This window comes from Mucilaginibacter aquatilis (genome assembly GCF_009755275.1).
GTDB lineage: Bacteria > Bacteroidota > Bacteroidia > Sphingobacteriales > Sphingobacteriaceae > Mucilaginibacter > Mucilaginibacter aquatilis.
This window is the reverse complement of the sequence record NZ_WQLA01000007.1, coordinates 98,884-119,978: the sequence shown is the minus strand read 5'-3', so window position 1 is coordinate 119,978 and position 21,095 is coordinate 98,884. Positions and strand designations below refer to the sequence as shown.

Here is a 21,095-nt window from a genome sequence, read left to right as displayed (position 1 = left end):
GGTTGTACTTGAGTTTGATTGCAATGGCCGATACCGCTTACGGGCAGTATCGGCTTACTTTTTATACCTAAATTATAAACCCGTGTTCAAAATAAAAGCTTCGCTATATCTGCTGTTCATTTTATGGATGGTTTGCACCCTTCGTACAACAGCCCAGCCATCTAAAGCCCAGTATATATTAGATATGGTACATAACAACCCGGGCGAGGCGCTTACCGTATCGGCATTCAACGACGCTGCTTACCTGCAAAAAAACGGCTACAACGGCCAAGTATTTAACGATTTTGCTTTTGCCCATGCGGCCCTCACTTTTGATAAGTTAAACTCCGATATATTTCCGGTTGGCAGTAAAGGCCGAAAGTGGGTTAACGATGCAGCAAATAAGGTTAAGGCAAATATTCAGAAAGCGCACAAGGCCGGTATGAAGGCTTATTATTTCACAGATATTATTGTGCTGCCCAAAAAACTGGTTGAGTTATATAGAAATGATATTTGCGATGCAAACGGCAAGATTTCATTTGAGCGCCCGAAAACAATTGAAATACACCGGTTGATGCTTAACGAACTCTTTGATACCTTTCCTGATTTGGATGGTTTGGTTATCCGCACCGGTGAAACGTATTTAAATAATGTGCCTTATCACACCGGCAACAATCCCATAACCCAAGGGGAAGCCAGTCATGTTAAGTTACTTAAATTACTGAGAGAGGAAGTATGTGTTAAGCGGCACAAAAAGATTTTTTACCGCACCTGGTCATTTGGTGGTATGCATGACGATCCGCAATATTATCTTAATGTGGTAAATCAAATCAGTACCCATCCCAACTTGGTGTTTATGGTTAAGCACACCAAAGGCGACTATCACCGCACCTTTGACTTCAACCCAACGCTTATGCAGGGCCGGCATAAACAAGTAGTAGAAGTACAATGCCAGCGCGAGTATGAGGGTAAAGGTGCTTACCCTAATTATGTAATGAATGGCGTAATTAATGGCTTTGAGGAATACAATGGTAAAAGGCCGCAAAAAGGATTCAAAAGTTTGAATGATATTAAGCATCATCCGAATTTTGCCGGAGTATGGTCGTGGTCGCGCGGAGGAGGGTGGGTAGGCCCGTACATTAGCAATGAGTTTTGGTGCAGGCTGAATGCCTATGTACTTAGTCACTGGGCCGGCAATACCAGCCAAACCGAAGAGCAGGTGCTCAAGCAATTTATGATCGAAAACGGTATAAGCCAATCGTCACAATCCGCTTTTCGCCAGCTATGCCTGCTATCAGCCAAGGCTGTGCTTCGGGGGCATGACTCGGCCATGCCAACGTTTAATAGTGAATGGGTATGGTGGATGCGCGACGAATTTTTAGCTGGTTCTGATCTTAATAAGGATTCTACCGCATTTGATTCTGAAGGTACGTTGTACAGGCAATTCACGGAGTATTATCAAAAAGGGCTACTAAAGGCTGCTGTTGAGGAGAAGTTTGAAGCCGCGCGTATGTGGGATACCATTGCCAGCTTAAGTGAGAAGATAAAAATGCGCAATAAAAGCGATGAAGAGTACATACGCGTGTCAAGCACTTACGGGCGCCTGCTGTACAGTATAATAGCCCAAGGGTGGAACATAATGGCTATAGGGTTTGAAGGCGATAAAACATCCACTTACGATAAAGTTAAACTTAAAGCCGCTATAAAAAGATATGATGATTTATGGCTTGCCTATCAGAGGCTTAAGGCAAGTAACCCAATGTGTGCAACCTTGTACAAGCCGTATGCTTTCGTTTATAAAGCTCCAACTTACCATAAGGAGTTAGGAATGGCGGCTTCAGTTAACAAGTACCGACAAATTGCCTTCAATTAACCTTTATGCTCACAAAACAAGTCAAAAGCTGGTTAGTACTGGCTGTTACTTACTGCTTCATGATAATTGTTATTATATGTGCTATATTATATCTATTATAGTTACTTCAAAATTAACAGCCCTTATTTCAATAATTGAGTGCTGTTAAAACCAATGTAAACGTTTATGCTTAAGTACCTGCTCTCATTCACTGCGGCAATATTGTATGGCATTGCAACGGTTAATGCCGGGCAATCAACCTACACATCAAATGACGACAGCGGCATAAGCTTAACCCCGGTATTTAAGGCTTATAACAGTAATGATGGCCTGCCCGATGTTCGCATCAGGAATTTATTTCAAGACAGTAAAGGCTTTTTGTGGGTAGGTACCATGAACGGCTTATGTAAGTTTGATGGTTATAACTTTATAAAGTATTACAAAAACAACAGGCTAAGCAGTATATCGGGTAATTGGGCTCATGCCATATGCGAAGATAAAAGAGGCAACTTATGGTTTGGCACAGAAGCGGGTTTGAGTTGCTTTAATCTACAAACGGAACGGTTCACCAATTATCCGGTCAATAAAAAGCAAGCTTACCCTTTTTTAAACAGGCAGATTAATGCTTTACATGCCGAAGCATCAACAGGCCGATTATGGATTGGAACGTCAGAAGGAATAATGTCGTTTGATCCTCAAACAGGATCTTACAAAAAGTTTAATCAAGCTTCTTTGACCGGCATTGTAAAGATTATTGAAGGTGGCAATAGTTCGCTTTGGATAGCAGCACGCGATGGAATAGTTCGTTTCAATACTAAAAACGGGCAGCATCAGCTTTATCGTATGCCTGTAAAGCCAAACCCATACGGCGATAAGTTTTGGAGTTTGATGTTGTATGGCAATGACTTGTATATAGGAACAGGAGGAGACGGCCTCATCAGATTACCTTATAACGCTGAAGATGGCAGATATATGCCGTATGAATATGTAAACACATTTAAGCAAAGCCCAACCGGACTTAAAAATTACCAAATATTTGATATAACTAAATCGCCATTGGGCGATGTATGGCTGGCAACCGAATATGGTTTAGCCAAAATAGAAAATATAGCATCGCCCAATGCTAGGCTTACCATTTACCGGCATAATGCCATAAGCAATAAAAGCATTAGCAGCAATATTGTGTATAAGGTAATGGTTGATAGGAACGCCGTGTTATGGTGTGGTACAGAGGCCGGCCTTAACAAGGTTGATTTAAACTTACTACCCTTACAGTACTACACTTTTACTAATAAAAACATTAAAGATAGGGTAAGAGGCTTGTTTTCAACTAATGGTAATGATGTATGGTTTGGTACCTCAAATACCGGCGTGTACAAGTATAACTTGGTTAACAATACCCTCACTAAAGCACCGGCAGGTACAACAAACGCCTATCGTAATAACCGTTCGTTAAGTATAATAAATAACCAAGTTTGGGCGGGCAGCCTAGCCGGGTTAACCAAATTCAGTGTCAACAATACAAACAGCTTAACGCAGGTGCTGCAAGGTAAAGCAGTATTTGCGGTACTTAAAGATAGTAAAGCAAACACCTGGATTGGTACAAACTCGGGTGTTATTTACATTAATGAATTGGGTAAGCAAATTAACTTCGCAGAGCAACCTTCGGCACATCAGCTTCTACGATCAGGCTTTTTACGAACTGTTTATGAAGATCATGCAGGCAGGATATGGCTTGGCTTTGAAAACGGAAAGGTTGGATACATAAATCCGGTTACCGCAAAGTTTACCACTGTTGAATCTGACGGACATGGCACTAAAGTGTATGGCAGCAACTTTTTGTCGATCGTTGAGTACCCGCATAATGTTATCTGGGCCGGGTCTGAGTCGGGCCTTAATCAAATCCAGTTATCGGGCAATGAGCCGGGTCCTATAGTGAAGGAGGTAAAAACCTATTTCGAAAGTGATGGCTTGCCTGATAAATCAATTAACGGTTTACTTGCCGATGATGCCGGCAACTTGTGGATAGCCACTATTAAAGGATTAGTAAAATTTAATCTCAAAACAAAACAGTTTAATAATATTATTTCGGGTATTGATTTTAGCGCCGTAAGTAGTTGCCGCGTAAGTAAATCACAATTCTTGTTTGGTACCGATGATGGCTTTTTAAGCTTCAATCCGTTACTGGTAAACAGCAACACGGCTACGCCTCGATTGCATTTAACCGAATTAAAACTGTTTAACAAAACGGTTAACGTTAATGATACGCTGAATGATCAGGTTATTTTAACCAAGCCTATTACCAACACGCGGGCAATAACCCTAAACTATCATAACAATGTATTTACTATAGGCTTTACAGCCTTGCACTTTTCAAACCCCGAGCTAAATGCATACGCTTATAAAATGGAGGGGTTTGATAAGGAATGGATAAACGTTGGAGCCGATAACCGTAGTGCCACATATACCAACCTTAACCACGGTACTTATTGGTTTAAGGTTAAAGCTGCAAACTATGCAGGTAAATGGAGTAATAATCCTATAAGGCTTAAAGTAACTATTTTGCCGCCGCCATGGAAAACATGGTGGGCAATTGTGCTATATATCATCATATTCAATGTTATGCTGTATGTATTTGTAAAATACTTACTTGCACAAAGCCGTCATCGCAGCCTTTTACACTTTGAAAAACTGGAGAAAGATCAGTTGAGAAAACTTAACCAAATGAAGGTTGAGTTTTTTACCAACGTATCACATGAGTTCAGAACGCCGCTATCTTTAATTATAGGTCCGGTTGATGAAATGCTTTCTTCAGATGACTTAAATAGTCCTTTGCGTCAAAAAATGCAAATGGTGTACCGAAACTGTAAAAAACTGCTGTATTTGGTCGACGAGTTGATGACGTTCCAAAAAATGGAACAGGGCATGCTTAAGTTGCATAAGCGGGATGTTGATGTGGTTGATTTTGTCAAAGAAATATGTCAAAATTTTGAACCGCTTGCTGAAAAGAGCAGTGTTCATTTTTTTATAGAGAGTGAGGTGAGTAATTTCATTATTGATTTTGATCCAGGCAAAATAGAAATGGCCATCAATAATTTACTCATTAATGCATTTAAGTTTGCGCCTGCAGGGGGGAAGGTAGCTGTCAAGGTAGCGGAGCTTGCATCGAGCCAGCTAAAGCAACAAGTGCAGGCAAAGGTAAGTAAATGGATTTCCATTACCGTTGAAGATAACGGAAAGGGAATAAGTAACGAAGAGTTTAAGCACTTGTTCGAGCGTTTCTTTTCCGATACTCATATTAAAGGTACCGGCGTTGGTCTTTCGTTAACCAAAAGTTTGGTCGAGCTTCATCAGGGCATAGTGGTGGCAGAAAGTGACCCAGGCGTCAAAACCACCTTTACAATTTTGTTGCCCGTTAATAATGCTTATGTAAACCAAGCCGGCTTAATTGTACCGCAATCAGCTTATCAGCCCGAATATGACTTCAACACATCAATTGCAGGCGGACTGACGGATGTTGATCAGGCTCAGGATTTAAAACCTGATATTCATAAAGAGGTGCTGCTGATAGTAGAAGACAACCCTGATGTGCTGGAGTACCTCGAAAAATTATTTGTTAATAGCTACGAGGTATTAAAAGCAGAAAACGGCAAACTTGCTTTAGGTATAATTGAAAGCCGTGAACCAGCGCTTATTTTGAGTGATGTTATGATGCCCGAAATGGACGGCGTGGAGTTGTGCTTAAACATAAAGCAAAATGTAGCAACCAGCCATATTCCGGTTGTTTTACTTACCGCTAAAGCCGAAGTGCAACATCGGATTGAAGGTTTTCGAACCGGTGCCGACGAATATATAGCTAAGCCTTTCCACCCCGAATTGCTGAAAACTAGAGTAAGCAATTTGATTGAATCGCAAAAAAGGCTGATTGCCAAATACCAATCTGATGGAGTGATGGTGCCAAAAAACATTACCAAGAACCCGCTTGATGAAGAGTTTTTAAATAAAGTAATTGCAGCGGTGCAGGCTAATATGAGTAATGATGAGTTTGGCGTAGAAGATTTAGGCAACATTGTTTGTATGAGCCGCAGCCATTTGTTTAGAAAACTCAAGGCCATTACCGGTCAAAACCCGCTTGAGGTAATTAGTAGTATACGGTTAAAACATGCGGCCGAGTTGCTATTACAACGCAAGCTTAATGTATCGCAAATATCATATGAGGTTGGATTTAAAAATCCTTCATCGTTTACTGCCTCGTTTAAAAAACAGTTTGGCAAAACGCCGTCTGAGTATTTAAACAGCATAATAGAGAATGCAAATTGAATTAACATTGCCTTAGTTTGCTTTTTGAGACATTGCCATCATATTATGCAACATTCACATCATTAGCGGCCATTTAAAAAGCGGTTATTTACATCACCAATTACAACCATTTTTTTGATGAATAGTATTACACCGTTTGGTTATAAACTAACGCTAAACCTAAACCTCATCACAGTATTGTGTTTGCTTTGTCTTTCTGAAAAGACCATTGCTCAACCTGCTGCGAAAAAAAGCCAGACGGTTAATCTTTACGTCTCCAAAGCCGGCAACGATGCGTGGGCGGGAACCTTAAAGGCTCCTTTTGCAACTTTGGGTAAAGCCCAGAAAGCAGCACGCCAAATTGTTAAAAGCAAGCATGGTGTGGTAATATGGATCATGGGCGGAACCTATTCATTAACCGAACCCCTCATGTTTAATGAGGAGGACTCGGGCACACCGCATCAGCCTGTAATTTACCGTGGTTATCCTAACGAGGAGGTTACCCTATCCGGACTAATAAGTATCAGTGGTGATAAATGGAAACCTTTAAGTGCCGATGCGCTAAAGCGGGTTCATCCCAAAACTAATGCCGCTGATATTAAGGAACTCGATTTAACAGGACTTAATTTATCACATGTAAAGCAGTTTGCGCCGGTAAATCAGTTTGAAGACAAATGGTATATTATCGATCTGTTTGCTAGTAACAAGCGTCAACCTTTATCACAATGGCCTAACCAAAATGAAAGCATCAGAAACATTAATGATGCCGGTTGGGTAACCTGCAACGGGGCCAAGGATAATTACACATTTTACTATGCAAACGGCGGCAAGCCAGAGGATAAGGACGAGGTGAACGAGGTTGACCTTGATCGCACCAACCGGTCAGAACGATGGAGCGCCATGATGGCCAATGGCCATGATTTGTGGCTTAAAGGGTTTTGGCGAGTGCCATGGGGTCCTTATACTTCCAAGGTAAAAAAGCTCGACGTGCAACAGCACACCATCAGCTTTATCGAAGAGCCGCCAGGAGGCATGGGGTCAAAATATTCTGAAATTGCTAACCAAAGCCCTTTATGGCGAGTAGGCAATGGCAAAGAAAAATGGATGGCCCTAAACCTTCTTGAAGAAATTGACACGTCAGGTGAATGGGCCTTAGATGTTAAAGACAACAAGATATATTACTATCCACCTGCACCATTGAACAAGATGCAGGTGAGCATAGCTGATTCAGACAAACCTTTACTTACGCTTAGGGGCGCATCAAATATTCAGTTTCAAAGCATCAATGTTAGTGGTACGCTAAGTAATGGTTTTGAAATAACCAATTCACACCATATAAAAATTGCAGGCTGCAATATCAGTAATGTTGGTAATACGGGTATTTGGGTGAATGGAGGAGATGATGTTACAATCCAAAGCAATAATATATTTGATACAGGTGGCAGCGGCATTGAAGTGCAAACAACAGGTAATCGCAAAAAACTGATAGCTACCCGTAGCAAGTTAATCAACAATCATATCCATCATATTGCGCGTATATCTTTTAAGGAGGCAATTCAGTTAAGAGAGTGTGTGGGATTAACCATTGCTCATAATCTTATACATGATGTGCCCAAAAGCGCAGTACGCACCGATTTGATAAACAACTGTGTGTTTGAGTATAACGAGGTACATAACATTGCCTTAAAAGAGGCTGATAACGGAGCGTTTTACAATTACGGAGGATGGTCTACTTATGGCAATATTTTCAGATACAATTTTGTTCACCATGTAAATCGCTCAAACGGCTTCTACTGTGATGATGGCGATAGCGGCGACATGTTTTACAATAACATTGTACATGATGCCATTGATGCCATAAAGTTTGGAGGCGGACATGATAATATTGCACATAACAATGTATTTATAAAAACTAAAAATCAGGTTATAGATGACAGGGGCACAAGCCGTAACTATAAACTTGGTACAGCTTATGAAGAGCGGTTGCAAGACATGGAGCCGTTTAAGGAACCATGGAAATCATACGGCAAAATTATCCAAAAGCAATATGGCCTGCGGCATTCCTTGTGGAGCGACGTGTTAAACCCTGCCTGGCGCCCCGATTTGCCTAATGGATGTGCCATGATTGATAACATTGCCATTGAGAGTGGTCCATTCACAAAACCCGAGCACGGTGATGTTACCATAACAAACAATGCCCGTTTGCCTTTAGTTAAAGATGCCTTATTTCGCAATTACCCCGGCATGGATCTGCGAACGGGCAGCAAGGCCATATTACGCACGTTCCCTAACTTAAATAAGGTGTTTGTATCTATGGGACTCATTAAAGACCAATACAGGTTACGTGTACCTACCCGAAAGGAAACCGGAGGCTTGGTGAACAGAGCCAAGGCTGGCGATGCATGGAACGAAGATCAGTTTGTAGATTAACTAAATTACTCACTACACATAATGAAATACAAAATCTTGGCTGCAATACTGCTGTCGGGCGTGAGCCTGCGCGCGCAGGTTGCCAGTGTTGATGGTTGGAAAAAGCTTACCTTAAGAGAAAAGATAGGTCAAACCATGATTATGCTGCCCGACAGAAAAATGGAGTTGCAGTTAGGTAACGGCAGTTTGCCAGGTTTTTTTAAACGTTACCCGGTAACCGGTTTCTTTATGGGATGGAAATTGTTTCAGGGCGTAGATACAAAAGACAAAATCAGCTTTATAAAGCAAGCCGCTACAGCTTATCAGCAAGCAAGTACGCAACCGTTAATTTTTCAGCAAGATTATGAGCATGGCGTTGCCTTGCCTGGAATGACCGGTATGCCTTATGAAATGGCTATAGGGGCGGCTAATTCTCCGCAGCTTACTTATAATTATGGTAAAACGCTTGCCATGGAATCGCGCTCGGTTGGCATACAGTGGGTGCTGCATCCCATGGCCGACTTAAACTTAAATCCCTTAAATCCAATAGTCAATGTGCGCGGTATTTCCGACGATCCGGATAGGGCCATTAGGTTATTAAGCCGTCAGGTTAAAGGTTTGCAATATAACGGCGTAGCTGCCACAATCAAGCATTTTCCGGGAGACGGGGTTGATTACCGCGATCAGCATCTTACAACCACAACAAATTCACTAACCATGAGTGAGTGGTACCGTTACCATGGTAAAGTGTTTCAAGCGCTTATTGATAGTGGCGTTGCGGCTATTATGCCGGGCCATATTACCTTACCAGCTTATCAAAAACAAAAGTTAAACGGCTTTTTGCCTCCGGCAACGCTCTCGCATGAATTGCTAACTGGTTTGTTGAAAAATGAAATGCATTTTAAAGGCGTAATTATATCAGACGCCATGACCATGGGAGGTTTCAGGGGATGGTTCCCTAATCAGCTTGAAGGCGAAATAGCGAGCTTTAAAGCCGGGGTTGACGTACTGCTGTGGCCTTCATATTCCTTTATGGATACATTAGAAGCCCGTATAAAGCGCAATGAAATACCAATGTCGCGATTGGATGATGCCGTAAGCCGTATATGGGCAATGAAGGTAAGATACAATGCTGCAACAGCTAAACGCCAACTTATTAAACCTATGAGTATAGGTGATAAGGCATTCGCACGGGCAACATCAGATAGTATTTGTGCTGCAGCAGTAACTTTAGTACGCGATCGGGACAAATCTCTACCGCTTAGCAAGAACGTTAAAAAAATATTAGTGGTAGGTGTTGTACCGCAAAGCCGTAAGGGCGGGGATGGTGGTTTGGCCGTATTAAAGAACTTTGCAACCCAGCTTGGGCAAAAGGGCTACCATGTTGATTTTCAACACAACCTGCTCTATGAAAATCAGGGTTGGGATGAGCAGGTATCAAAGCAATATGATAAAGTTATTTTTGCCGTGGTGAGGCAGCCGCATACCCCCTTTGGTCCGTTGCAGTTGTATGATGATGAGGCACAATCGGCCTGGGCGGTTAATGCTATGCCTAAATCAAAGGTTATCGTAATTTCGTTTGGAAGCCCATACATTTTAAATGAATATTTTGAACGGGTCAACACCTGTATAAATGCTTACAGCAATAACGAAGAGATGCATAATGCGGTAATTAAAGTTTTAACGGGTGAGGCCAAAGCCAACGGAACATCGCCGGTTAATTTGCAAAACAACGCTTTTAAAAAATATAGTACTATTGAATAATGACAGCTATAAAACATGTTCGCTGGTATATTGCACTACTGCTTAGCTTTAACTGCTTAACAAGCTTTGGCCAGCTCCGTTTGCCGCATTACTATACCCATCATATGATATTGCAGCGCAATAAGCCGGTTAAGTTTTGGGGTTGGACGGAGCCGGGTAAAAACGTTGCCATAAAGTTTAATGGGCGGCAATTTAATACCCGTGCGGGTAACGATAGCCTATGGACGGTAATGCTCCCTATAATGAAAGAAGGCGGGCCTTACACAATAACAGCGCAATCAGGGGCAGATAGTCTTGGTTTAAACGATGTTTATTTTGGAGACGTTTGGTTTTGCGGTGGTCAAAGTAACATGAACTTCCGCATGAGGCAAATAATGGACCACGACAAAGAGCTGGCAGATGCCAATTACCCGCTGATAAGGACATTTAATGTTCCATTGATAGGTGCCGAAGAGCCACAAAAAGATGTGCTCAAATCAAACTGGCTGGTTGCCAGTCCGCAAACCGTTGATAATTTTTCGGCAGTTGCATTTCAGTTTGCAAAAAACGTTTACAAAGCAACGAAAGTACCTATTGGCTTAATTAATGCATCATGGGGAGGCTCGCCTATTGAAACCTTTATGAGCCCCGAGGCATTAAAGGATTTTCCTTCGGCTTCTGCCAAAGTACAAAGCATAAAACCAGGTTTTATACAAGCCACAAAGCAAGCCCATACTGACATGATAAAGCAGTGGGAGCAAAATTTTGCTGATGCAGCCGAATACATTGATGCAAAACGCGATCTTAATCGCAAAGCGGAGTTTTTTAATACTGATGATAGCTGGAAGGTGGTAAATATTCCTGGCTTTATTGATGATCAGGGTATTGCGGTAAAAAAAGGTATCAGCTGGTATAAAAAGGAATTTACCATAGCAGGAACTCCATCTTCTATGGCAACCATTGATCTAGGGCGTATTAATTTTGCAAGTTTTACCTATGTTAATGGAGTATATATAGGCATACAACCTAATCCTTATTATAATGCCAAGTTTAAACTGCCTGCCGGGTTATTAAAGGAAGGTAAGAATGAAGTGCTTGTATGCGGTTACAACGATAGCGATAAAACTGGCTTCAGGCCTATAGCTAAACAGCAAATAACTATTGGCACTCAAACCATAGTTTTAAGTGGCGAATGGCTTTATAAGCAAGGTAAAGTATTTGATAAAGCAGGAGCTCTTGGCCCGGTTGTAACTCTTGATTTTGAACATGGCTATCCTGTATTAGCTTATAATGCTATTATACATCCATTTTTTAATTATGCGGTAAAGGGATGCTTGTGGTACCAGGGCGAAGCTAATGCAACTATGAAATCATGCTTTGAATATGAGGCTTTATTAAACAGCCTCATTAACTCATGGAGAAAGTCATTCAAAGATGTTACGTTGCCATTCTATATGGTACAAATAGCTAATTACGGGCCAGTAAACGTTCAACCCAAGGCCTCACCGTGGGCGGTTGTACAAGAGGCGCAAACCAAGGTTAGCAACACTGTAGCAAACAGCGGTATTGCTATAACCAACGACGTAGGTAACGCGTTAGATGTGCATCCCACAAACAAACAGGAGGTAGGCAGGCGGCTGGCGCTGGTTGCGCTAGAAAAAGCGTATGGCTATGCAGGCGAAGTTGCTCGGGGGTCTGTCTTAAAATCAGTAAGTACACAGCAAAGCAGTATGGTACTTACTTTTGATAATGTTGATGGCGGGATACAGGTGAAAGGCGGTGGTAGCCAACTTGAAGGCTTTGCTATTTGTGGTAACGATAATAAGTTTTACCGGGCAGAAGCTAAAGTTGAGGGCAACCGGGTTGTGGTAAGCTGTCCTCAGGTAAGTAAACCATTGCATGTGCGTTATGCATTTGAGAGCAGTCCAGCTAAAATAAACTTTTATAATAAACAAGGGTTGCCCGCAGTACCATTCCGCACTGATAAGTTTACCGAATTTTGATAAATAAAGTGCGCTGATGGTGCTTAAATAGTGTTTGAGACATTTGCGTTATCAATTGCAACATCAACAATACCGTTAAGTAAGCTTATAAGCTCACCTTAGTACTCACAACGCCACTGCGTTTTTAACCAATTATTCTAACCTTTTAGAACCTATTTAATTTATGTTGAAGAATTGTTACGTGCAAAGAGTAACTCATGCTCTTGTTTTGCAAAATGCATTGCCTTGCAGCCTTTACCAAGGTTTAACTGTAAAGCCTAATTTATCATCTATTTAACTTGGCGTATATGGAAAAACAATTACGCTTTAATTTATTGCTTGTTCTAATGCTCTGTTGTATTACAGCATTTGGCCAAACTAGCATTACTGTAAAAGGCACCATTACTGACAGGAAAGGAGAGCCCTTACCAGGAGTAAACATTAAAATTAAGAACCTGCAAAAAAGTACGGTTAGCAATGCGCAGGGTAACTATACAATTGTTGTGCCTTCGGGGGAAGCAACATTAGTGTTTACATATGTTGGTTTCAATTCACATGAAGAACCTGTGAATAAACGCACACTAATAAGGGTTACCCTGGAAGAACAGAATAATGCACTTAACGATGTAGTAGTAATTGGCTATGGTACCGTTCGCAAAGGCGATTTAACAGGTTCAGTAAGCCAGGTGAAGGTAGAAGACCTTCAAAAAGCGCCGGTGAGGTCATTTGAAGAGGCCTTGGCTGGACGAGTGGCGGGTGTACAGGTAAGTTCGCCCGAAGGGCAGCCCGGTAACGCCAGTAATATTGTTATACGTGGTAATAGCTCCATTACTCAGGATAATTCGCCGCTATATGTTATTGATGGTTTCCCGATAGAAAATCCTAACAATAACGTTATCAACCCATCAGAAATAGAATCGTTAGAGGTATTAAAGGATGCGTCGGCTACTGCCATTTATGGCGCGAGGGGTGCAAACGGTGTAATTATTATTACCACTAAAAAAGGTAAAACGGGCGCACCTGTAATTACTTACGATGGATACTACGGTTTTCAAAACACAATTAAGGAAGCCAAGCTAATGAGTCCATATGAATTTGTTAGGTACCAGTTGGAGCTTGATCCTGTTAGCTATACCGGTGTGTATACACCTGATGGTACAACATTGGATAGTTACCGCAATGTACAGGGAATTGACTGGCAAAAGCAGGTGTTCAGAACCGCACCTATGCAAAGTCATAATTTTGCTATGCGTGGTGGCAACAATCAAACCTTGTATTCCTTTTCAGGCTCGGTGTTAGGCCAGGATGGTGTGATTATCAACTCAGGTTTTAAAAGATACCAGGGACGTCTGTCGTTAGATCAGACGTTGAAAAATAATATTAAGGTTGGGGTAAACGTAAATTTCTCAAATACCAAAACCAATGGTGCAACACCGTCAACTTACAATGGCACCAGCAACTCATTAAGCTTACTTTACAGTGTATGGGGTTACCGTCCAATTATAGGCGGCGTGCTACCTAATGAAGACCTGCTCGAACTTCCGCTCGACCCGGGAGTAGACGGCACTGGCGATTACCGCTACAACCCAATCCTATCTGCCCAAAACGAGGTTAACTTGTTATACAACAATACCCTGATAGCCAATGCTTACGCTCAAATACCTTTATTTAAAGATTTGACTTTAAGAATAAGCGGCGGTGTAACCCGCGAAGCAAGAAAGCAGGAAATTTTTTATAATACGCTAACCAAATACGGCGACCCGCGCAGCGCACAAGGTTCAAATGGCGCCAATGGCCGCTTATATAATTTTGAGCGTAACGATTACCTGAACGAAAATACACTAACTTATAAAAAGACAATAAACAAAGCTCATACCATTACAGCGCTGGCAGGGTTTACCATGCAAAAGCAGGATAACCAAACATTTGGTTACCAGTCAAACAGGTTACCCAATGAAAGCCTGGGTGTAAGCGGACTTGAAGAAGGGGTGCTGGTGAACGCCACTTCAGCCAAAACCAATAACCTGTTAGTATCTTACTTAAGCCGCGTTAATTACAGTTATAAATCCAAATACCTTTTAACGGCATCAATACGTGCCGATGGTTCATCGAAATTTGCAAGCGATAACCACTGGAGCTATTTTCCGTCGGGTGCATTTGCATGGCGCATAAGCGATGAAAAATTTTTGAAGAAGTATCAGTTTCTGAGCAGTGCCAAACTACGTACCAGTATAGGTGTAACAGGCAATAATCGTGTGTCAGATTTTGCATACCTACCTACAATTACCTTTCCTATCTCCGGTAACTATACTTTCGAAAATGGTTATTATACTGGGGCTATACCAACAAGCCTTGGCAATAAAAATTTGAAATGGGAAACAACCCGTCAAATTGATGCAGGTGTTGACATATCTTTATTTAGCAGCCGTATAAACCTCACGGTAGATTATTATAATAAGAATACCTACGACTTACTACTAAACGCCCAGTTACCTGTATCAACGGGTTATCAAAGCGGCTTCCAAAATATTGGTAAGGTAAGTAATACCGGCTGGGAGTTTGAATTGAGTACAGTTAACATTGCTAAAAAAGATTTTCAATGGAACTCGTCCTTTAACATAACTTTTAACCGTAACAAGGTTTTGGAGTTAACCCGCAATCAGGAAAGTATTGGTACAGCGTTAGCCTGGGAAACCGGTTATAACAACATTCCCGCTTACATAGCAAAAATAGGAAATCCAATTGGGCTGCTTTATGGCTACAAATGGCTTGGCAATTACCAGTACAGTGACTTTGATCAGCAGCCCGATGGACGTTATGTACTTAAATCAACCGTGCCAGACAACGGTAGCGGCCGCACCGCTGTACAGCCGGGCGATATCAAGTATGAAGATATCAATGGAGATGGTACGGTGAATGCTTCCGACCGCATGGTAATAGGTAATCCAAACCCTGATTTTATTGGTGGTTTTTCAAATAACTTTACCTATAAAGGTTTCGACCTCAATGTTTTCCTCCAATGGTCTTTCGGTAATGATGCCTTAAATGCTAATCGCCTGGTTTTTGAAGGTACTAACCGGTTAAGCCTTAATCAGTTTGCCAGTTATGCCGATAGATGGACTCCCGAAAACCCAAACAATGAATACTTTCGTACTAAAGGATACGGGCCCACAGCGTATTCATCGCGCATAATTGAAGATGCATCTTACATAAGGGTAAAAACAGTTGCTTTAGGCTATACACTACCCGCCAAGTGGCTTAAAAAAACCAAAATGCGCAGCGTTAGAGTTTATGCCTCTGCACAAAATCTGTTAACGTTTACTAATTACAGTGGCCTGGATCCTGAAGTGTCCACTAAAAATTCGGCGCTTACGCCTGGGTTCGATTTTGCGGCATATCCCCGTGCAAAAACAGTAGTATTTGGTTTAAGCCTTTCCCTCTAACAATTGTTTCCCATGAAAAGAAATTTATCATTCACATTTATAATAGCTGCTTTTTGCACCTTGGGTTGCAATAAGCAGTTAAATACAATACCCAAAGATTTTATAAGCCCGGTTAATTATTACCAAACCGAGGGGCAATTAAACAATGCCTTAAATGGTGTTTACGATCCTTTGGGCTTGGAGTCGATGTATGCCAACGGCTTGCTTACTTATCTTTCTTATGGTAACGATGAAGGTGTTTGGCGCGCATCTGGCCAGGTAACGGGGCCAATGGTTTATAATTATGACCCCTCTGAAGCCAACATCAACAATTTGTGGACTGCTGCTTACACCGGCATTGGCCGAGCCAACTTACTGCTGGATAACATTGATAAAGCCACGGCTGTAGCTACAGCAACACGGGATGTTATACTGGCACAAGCACTGTTTTTGCGAGCCTATTATTACTTCGTCTTGGCAGATAATTGGGGCGGAGTGCCACTGCGCCTAACCGCAGCTCAAAGTGCTGAGGACGTTGATTTGCCAGCAACCCCGGTGGCCGATGTTTACAAACAGGTAGTAAAGGATATGGAAACAGCAGAAGCCCTGCTGCCCACGGCAGAGCAATGGGGGCCAAATTCGGGAGGCCGCGTTTCTAAGAATACGGCAGCGGGTATACTGGCACGTGTTTACTTAACTATGGCAGGTTCTCCGGTTAATGATAAAGCACGGTATGCCGACGCGCTTAAGTGGTCGAAAAAAGTAATTGATATGGGCTTCAATCAACTAAATGCTGATTATTCGCAGGTGTTTATTAATCATTGCCAGGATAAATATGACGTAAAAGAAAGTATGTGGGAAGTTGAGTTTTACGGTGTTAAAGCCGATGCTTACAATGAGGTAGGCTATGTGGGCAACCGGAATGGCATCGCCTCTAACAATATCGACTTTCCGGGTTATGGCTATGCATTTTTATATGCTACGTCCAAGCTTTATAAATCATACGAATCTCGTATTAATGCAACCACAAAAGTTGAATTTTCGCCTGATGAACGTCGCGATTGGGTAGTATCTCCTTACACTTGGAATGATGCCACCAAAACCAAAACATTTTTAGCTGTTACGGCTACGTATGATCGTTTTCCGGGTAAATGGCGCCGTGATTTAGAGACTAATTTGCCACGAAATAAAAATTATAGTGGTGTGAACTTTCCGTTACTGCGCTACTCAGATGTACTGCTGATGTTTGCGGAAGCTGAAAACGAAATTAACGGCCCTACAGTTGCCGCGTTAAATGCGCTGAACCAGGTACGCCGTCGTGCGTATGGAAAGCTTAAAGCAGGAGCAACTAACGTAACCGAAGCCGATTTAACCGGACTTGATAAAACCACCTTTTTTAATGCCATCAATGCCGAACGTATGCGCGAATTAGCGTTTGAGTGTTTGCGAAATCATGATTTGAAGCGTTGGGGCTTGCTACAGTCAACCTTAAAAGAGTTTGCAGCCGACATTAAATTAAATGCACCGGCTAACCGCAAGTTCACGGCTATTATAGGTGATAATATACAGGATCGTCACTTGTTTTACCCAATTCCAAGCCGCGAAATTTCATTGAATAAGGCAATAAAACAAAACCAAGGCTGGTAACTTAAACCTGAATCAAAAATGAAAATTATAAAAAATATTCTGCCGTTGCTGCTGTTAGTGGGGTTATTTACCGCATGTACTAAGGAGGATGCCTCTACGCCGGATTTTGATGTTTCGGTGTCCTCAGCCTCTAATTTCAAGGCCGGGCAACCTGTAATCTTTTCATTCAACGGCAACCCCGATGTTATTACGTTTTACTCGGGCGAAGCAAACCGCAAATATGAAAACAGGAACCGAAACAGTGTTGAAGGTAAGGCAACGCTGCAGTTTTCAAGCTTTGCACAAAACAGCGGCGCGCAACTTAACTCCTTAACCGTTTTAGCATCAAATGACTTTAAAGGAGCCTACAATGTTGATGGTATAAAGGCAGCTACCTGGACAGACATCACATCAAGAGCTGTTTTATCAACCGGTGCCGACAATGTGGCTTCGGGCGTAATTGATGTATCAGACGTTGCACCTAACGGTAAGCCTGTATATTTTGCTTTCAAAAAGCGCGATGAAAACAGCGCGTTACTTAAGCCGCGCGCCTGGACTATACGGTCGTTTAGTGTTGATTACCAAACTACTGATAACAGCACTTTCAACGTGGCTACTTTGGCTAATGCCGGCTGGGCTGCAGTAGATGTGCTTAACCCAACTTATAAATGGAATGCATCAGCAACGGCGCTTACTATTGGCGGCGGTAACATCAATACACCCGAAAATGAAGATTGGATAATTACAAAAGTGTTGTATCCAAATGCCATAAACCCCGATAGGGGTACAGGTGTAAAATCTGTTGATGCCCGCTTGGACAGCTACCCTTATACATTCAATACACCCGGAAACTATCATGTAGTGTTTGTTGCTTCAAATGTAAGGTTGAAGGGTGCTAAAGAGGTAGTTAAGGAAATGGATATTACAATTGTCAACTAAATATTGATCAATACCGGTTAGCCGGTATTGGTATCTCGTTCTAATAATGAAAAAGATTTTTACAGGCTTTGTATTGCTTAGCTTATTACTTACAAATGTTTTAAAAGCGCAACCCAAACCAGCTTTTTGGGATGATATACAAGCAATTAAGCGGTACGACAGGATATATTTACCACCGCAAAAGCCAATTTTATTCATTGGCAGCTCGTCGGTACGGTACTGGTCTGGCTTAAGCAAGGCATACCCCGATAGGACTGTCTTAAACAGAAGTTTTGGCGGGTCGCGTATAAACGATGTATTGCGTTACGCAGATGAAATTGTGTTCCCTTACCAACCGTCACAAATTGTAATTTACGTAGGTGAAAATGATGTACCTGATCAGCGATTGACCGCCGATAGCATATTGAATCGTTTTAAAGAGCTCTATACTATCATTCGTTCGAAGTTGCCTCAGGTTCCCATCGTTTATATATCCATGAAACCAAGCCCAAGCCGGGCAAAATATGTAGGCAAGCTGATAGAGGCTAATAAACAAATTGAAACCTTTATAAGCACCCAAGCTAGCATCAAATTTTTAGATGTTTATAGCCTTATGCTAGATGCTAGAGGCAATATGCGGCCACAATTATATAAGGAAGATAAATTACACATGACCGCTGCCGGGTATAAAATATGGGAACGGGCACTTGAGCCATTATTAATACGGTCAAAAGAATAGTTGCTTATCTATTTACTGTTACTCAATGGAGGTATGTTTATAGATAAACGTAGTTTTATGTTCACAAATGCCCGGTGTAAGCACCGGGCATTTGTATTAATAGCCGATGAAGATTATGAAGGTATTGATTAAACCATGTCAAACGCGTGTAGTCACACATGAAACTTATGCCTCATGATTTACGCTCTTTTTAGGCCAACGCTTTTTTTGTTGCTTTTAGGGTTTGCCAACGTTTATGGCCAAAACTATTCGGGTAAAACTAGTGTGAACATCTTTGGTGACACCACAACGGTTTACACCGATGATTATGGAAACATCAACCATACGGTTACAAAAAAGACTGACATTTTTGGAAAGCGAACTATAACCACATTAGACCGCAATGGGAAAGAGATCAGTAATCTAGAGCAGTCGACAGATATATTTGGCAACAAAATATTGAAGAGTAGAAGCGGCGACCTTAATGATGTTAAGGTGGTTAAAAGTTCTACTGATATATTTGGAAATAAAGTAATATCAATTTCTGAAAATGGACAACCAGTAGCCACTATTAAAAACTCCACTGATATTTTTGGCAACCGTGTGAAAACAATTGAGAAAAGTGGTAACACCACAACCATTAAAAATTCTACCGATATATTTGGCAATAGTATTAAAACTATTCAGGCTAACGGAAATACGCTTACGCTTAAAACGGCTAAAGACATTTTTGGTAATGAGAGTAAAGAGATAATTGGATACAACGGATCAAAAATGACCGTTAAAAGCAGGTCAGATATTTTTGGAAACCAAATTATGGAGGTGTCAGAAAGCGGTGGTCAAACTATTGCCACTATAAAAACTTCCAGGGATATATTTGAGAATTTAACCAAAACTATAACCAATAATTATGGTGCCGAAGTCCTTAATATTAAACTTGTTAAAGATGCGTTTGGAGATAAGTTTGATATAAAGAATAGTGGCCTTACACCCGAACAACAAGCTTTTTATATGCGTTTGATAGACGGAAAGTTTTGACGTTACTTATGTAATTCCGGCGCACTTATAACTTTAAATTACCAATTCCTCGTCGCTGTTTCTTCAAGTCATCGCTATTAGTATCTTTAACTCATATTAGCAGATACCGTAACAGCAATGAGTTTTACAAGCAGTTTCTTTAAAATGGCACACCTCGCAGCAGTGCCTTTATTTGCAGCGGTATGGCTTTCATCCTGCTCAACGCTTAACGAATCTTCAAAGCTTACTGCTTTAAAAAATGATTACTGCGCTCCAACTGTCAAGTACCAGCAAGATGATAGCGCATCTTTAAATGAGGTTCAAACAATAGACCCGTTAATTAAGGCGAAATTAAACCAACACGACATTTATCTGGCATCACATCTTGGTCTTACAACATTGTTATCAAGCTACTTACATAGCTCAGTCCCGGTTGAAAAGCTTGCAAGTAAACAGCAATTAATTGAAAGAATATTACTTTTTAATACTCAAACAGAAGCGATTGTTGCCGAGTTGGATTGCAATGGAGAGCGTTTTGACCAACTAGCACGTTACCTTGATGATAAGAACAACCATACCATCATTCGCTTAACGGTAGCTTCCATCTTAACTGCAGCAGTGGTGTCCATATCCACAGCACTTGTTAAAAACGAAAAACTAGACAAAGGAATTAACATTGGTGGTGGCATTGCCGGTGCCGGATTAGGATTTATGTTGCTTAATCCAAAGGGTAAAAAAGTTGCTTTAAAGACCGGTAAAGGCTTATTAACCAATGTATGGAACGAAACCAATACCGAGATGGCATTCCCGCCGGCGCTGTGGCGTGTTATGACCGATAAGACTTTCAGTAACAGTGGTGAGCTCTCATTAATTCAAACGTTGAAAAGAAGATGGGAGTTATTTGTATTTAACGGTAAGGTAGAAGCTGAAGACCAACTCAGATTTTTTAAAGAGGGTGGATACTTTTCTGAAGAAGATGTGCAACACCTGGCTGATATGCACAATCAACTACAGGCAAGCGTAAGATCAGTTCAGCAAGATACACGCAGTTTGATTGAGGCTATAAACCACTTGTAATTATTTACATAATTAGGCAGGGAAAAAGGCTTTGAGATAAGCCCGAATATCCT

General features: G+C 41.4%; 11 protein-coding genes. All 11 read left to right on the top strand.

Features of this window, described 5'->3' with window-relative positions; genetic code table 11:
* The first annotated feature begins 82 nt into the window (after positions 1–82).
* The 11 genes from GO816_RS16450 to GO816_RS16400 all read left to right on the top strand — a co-directional run bounded on the left by GO816_RS16450 (position 83) and on the right by GO816_RS16400 (position 21,042).
* Positions 83–1,852, top strand: a complete 1,770-nt coding sequence (locus tag GO816_RS16450; protein ID WP_157543046.1) for a hypothetical protein — start codon at positions 83–85, stop codon at positions 1,850–1,852.
* Between the two features lie 165 nt (positions 1,853–2,017).
* Positions 2,018–6,151, top strand: a complete 4,134-nt coding sequence (locus tag GO816_RS16445) for a hybrid sensor histidine kinase/response regulator transcription factor (protein ID WP_157543045.1) — start codon at positions 2,018–2,020, stop codon at positions 6,149–6,151.
* Positions 6,152–6,268: 117 nt separating this feature from the next.
* Positions 6,269–8,560, top strand: a complete 2,292-nt coding sequence (locus GO816_RS16440; RefSeq protein ID WP_157543044.1) for a right-handed parallel beta-helix repeat-containing protein — start codon at positions 6,269–6,271, stop codon at positions 8,558–8,560.
* Between the two features lie 21 nt (positions 8,561–8,581).
* A complete protein-coding gene (locus GO816_RS16435; protein WP_157543043.1) occupies positions 8,582–10,303 on the top strand; it encodes a glycoside hydrolase family 3 protein in 1,722 nt (573 codons plus the stop codon).
* Entirely contained in the window at positions 10,303–12,285 is a 1,983-nt protein-coding gene (locus GO816_RS16430) for a sialate O-acetylesterase (protein WP_157543042.1), read from the top strand. The genes GO816_RS16435 and GO816_RS16430 overlap by 1 nt, the downstream gene beginning before the upstream one ends.
* A gap of 287 nt (positions 12,286–12,572) precedes the next feature.
* Positions 12,573–15,707 carry a SusC/RagA family TonB-linked outer membrane protein gene (locus GO816_RS16425; RefSeq protein ID WP_232336603.1) on the top strand — a complete coding sequence of 1,045 codons (3,135 nt, stop codon included), beginning with the start codon at positions 12,573–12,575 and terminating at the stop codon, positions 15,705–15,707.
* 12 nt (positions 15,708–15,719) lie between these two features.
* Complete coding sequence (locus GO816_RS16420) at positions 15,720–17,333, top strand: RagB/SusD family nutrient uptake outer membrane protein (protein ID WP_157543041.1); 1,614 nt, start codon at positions 15,720–15,722, stop codon at positions 17,331–17,333.
* A gap of 18 nt (positions 17,334–17,351) precedes the next feature.
* On the top strand, positions 17,352–18,251 hold the full coding sequence (locus GO816_RS16415) for a DUF5017 domain-containing protein (RefSeq protein WP_157543040.1): 900 nt from the start codon (positions 17,352–17,354) through the stop codon (positions 18,249–18,251).
* Between the two features lie 46 nt (positions 18,252–18,297).
* Positions 18,298–18,969, top strand: coding sequence for a GDSL-type esterase/lipase family protein (locus tag GO816_RS16410; protein WP_157543039.1), 672 nt, complete (start codon positions 18,298–18,300; stop codon positions 18,967–18,969).
* A gap of 174 nt (positions 18,970–19,143) precedes the next feature.
* Positions 19,144–19,986 (top strand): hypothetical protein, encoded by an 843-nt coding sequence (locus GO816_RS16405; RefSeq protein ID WP_157543038.1) that lies wholly within the window; start codon positions 19,144–19,146, stop codon positions 19,984–19,986.
* A gap of 117 nt (positions 19,987–20,103) precedes the next feature.
* Positions 20,104–21,042: a hypothetical protein gene (locus tag GO816_RS16400; RefSeq protein WP_198171544.1), complete on the top strand. Its 939-nt coding sequence runs from the start codon at positions 20,104–20,106 to the stop codon at positions 21,040–21,042.
* Positions 21,043–21,095 lie beyond the last annotated feature (53 nt).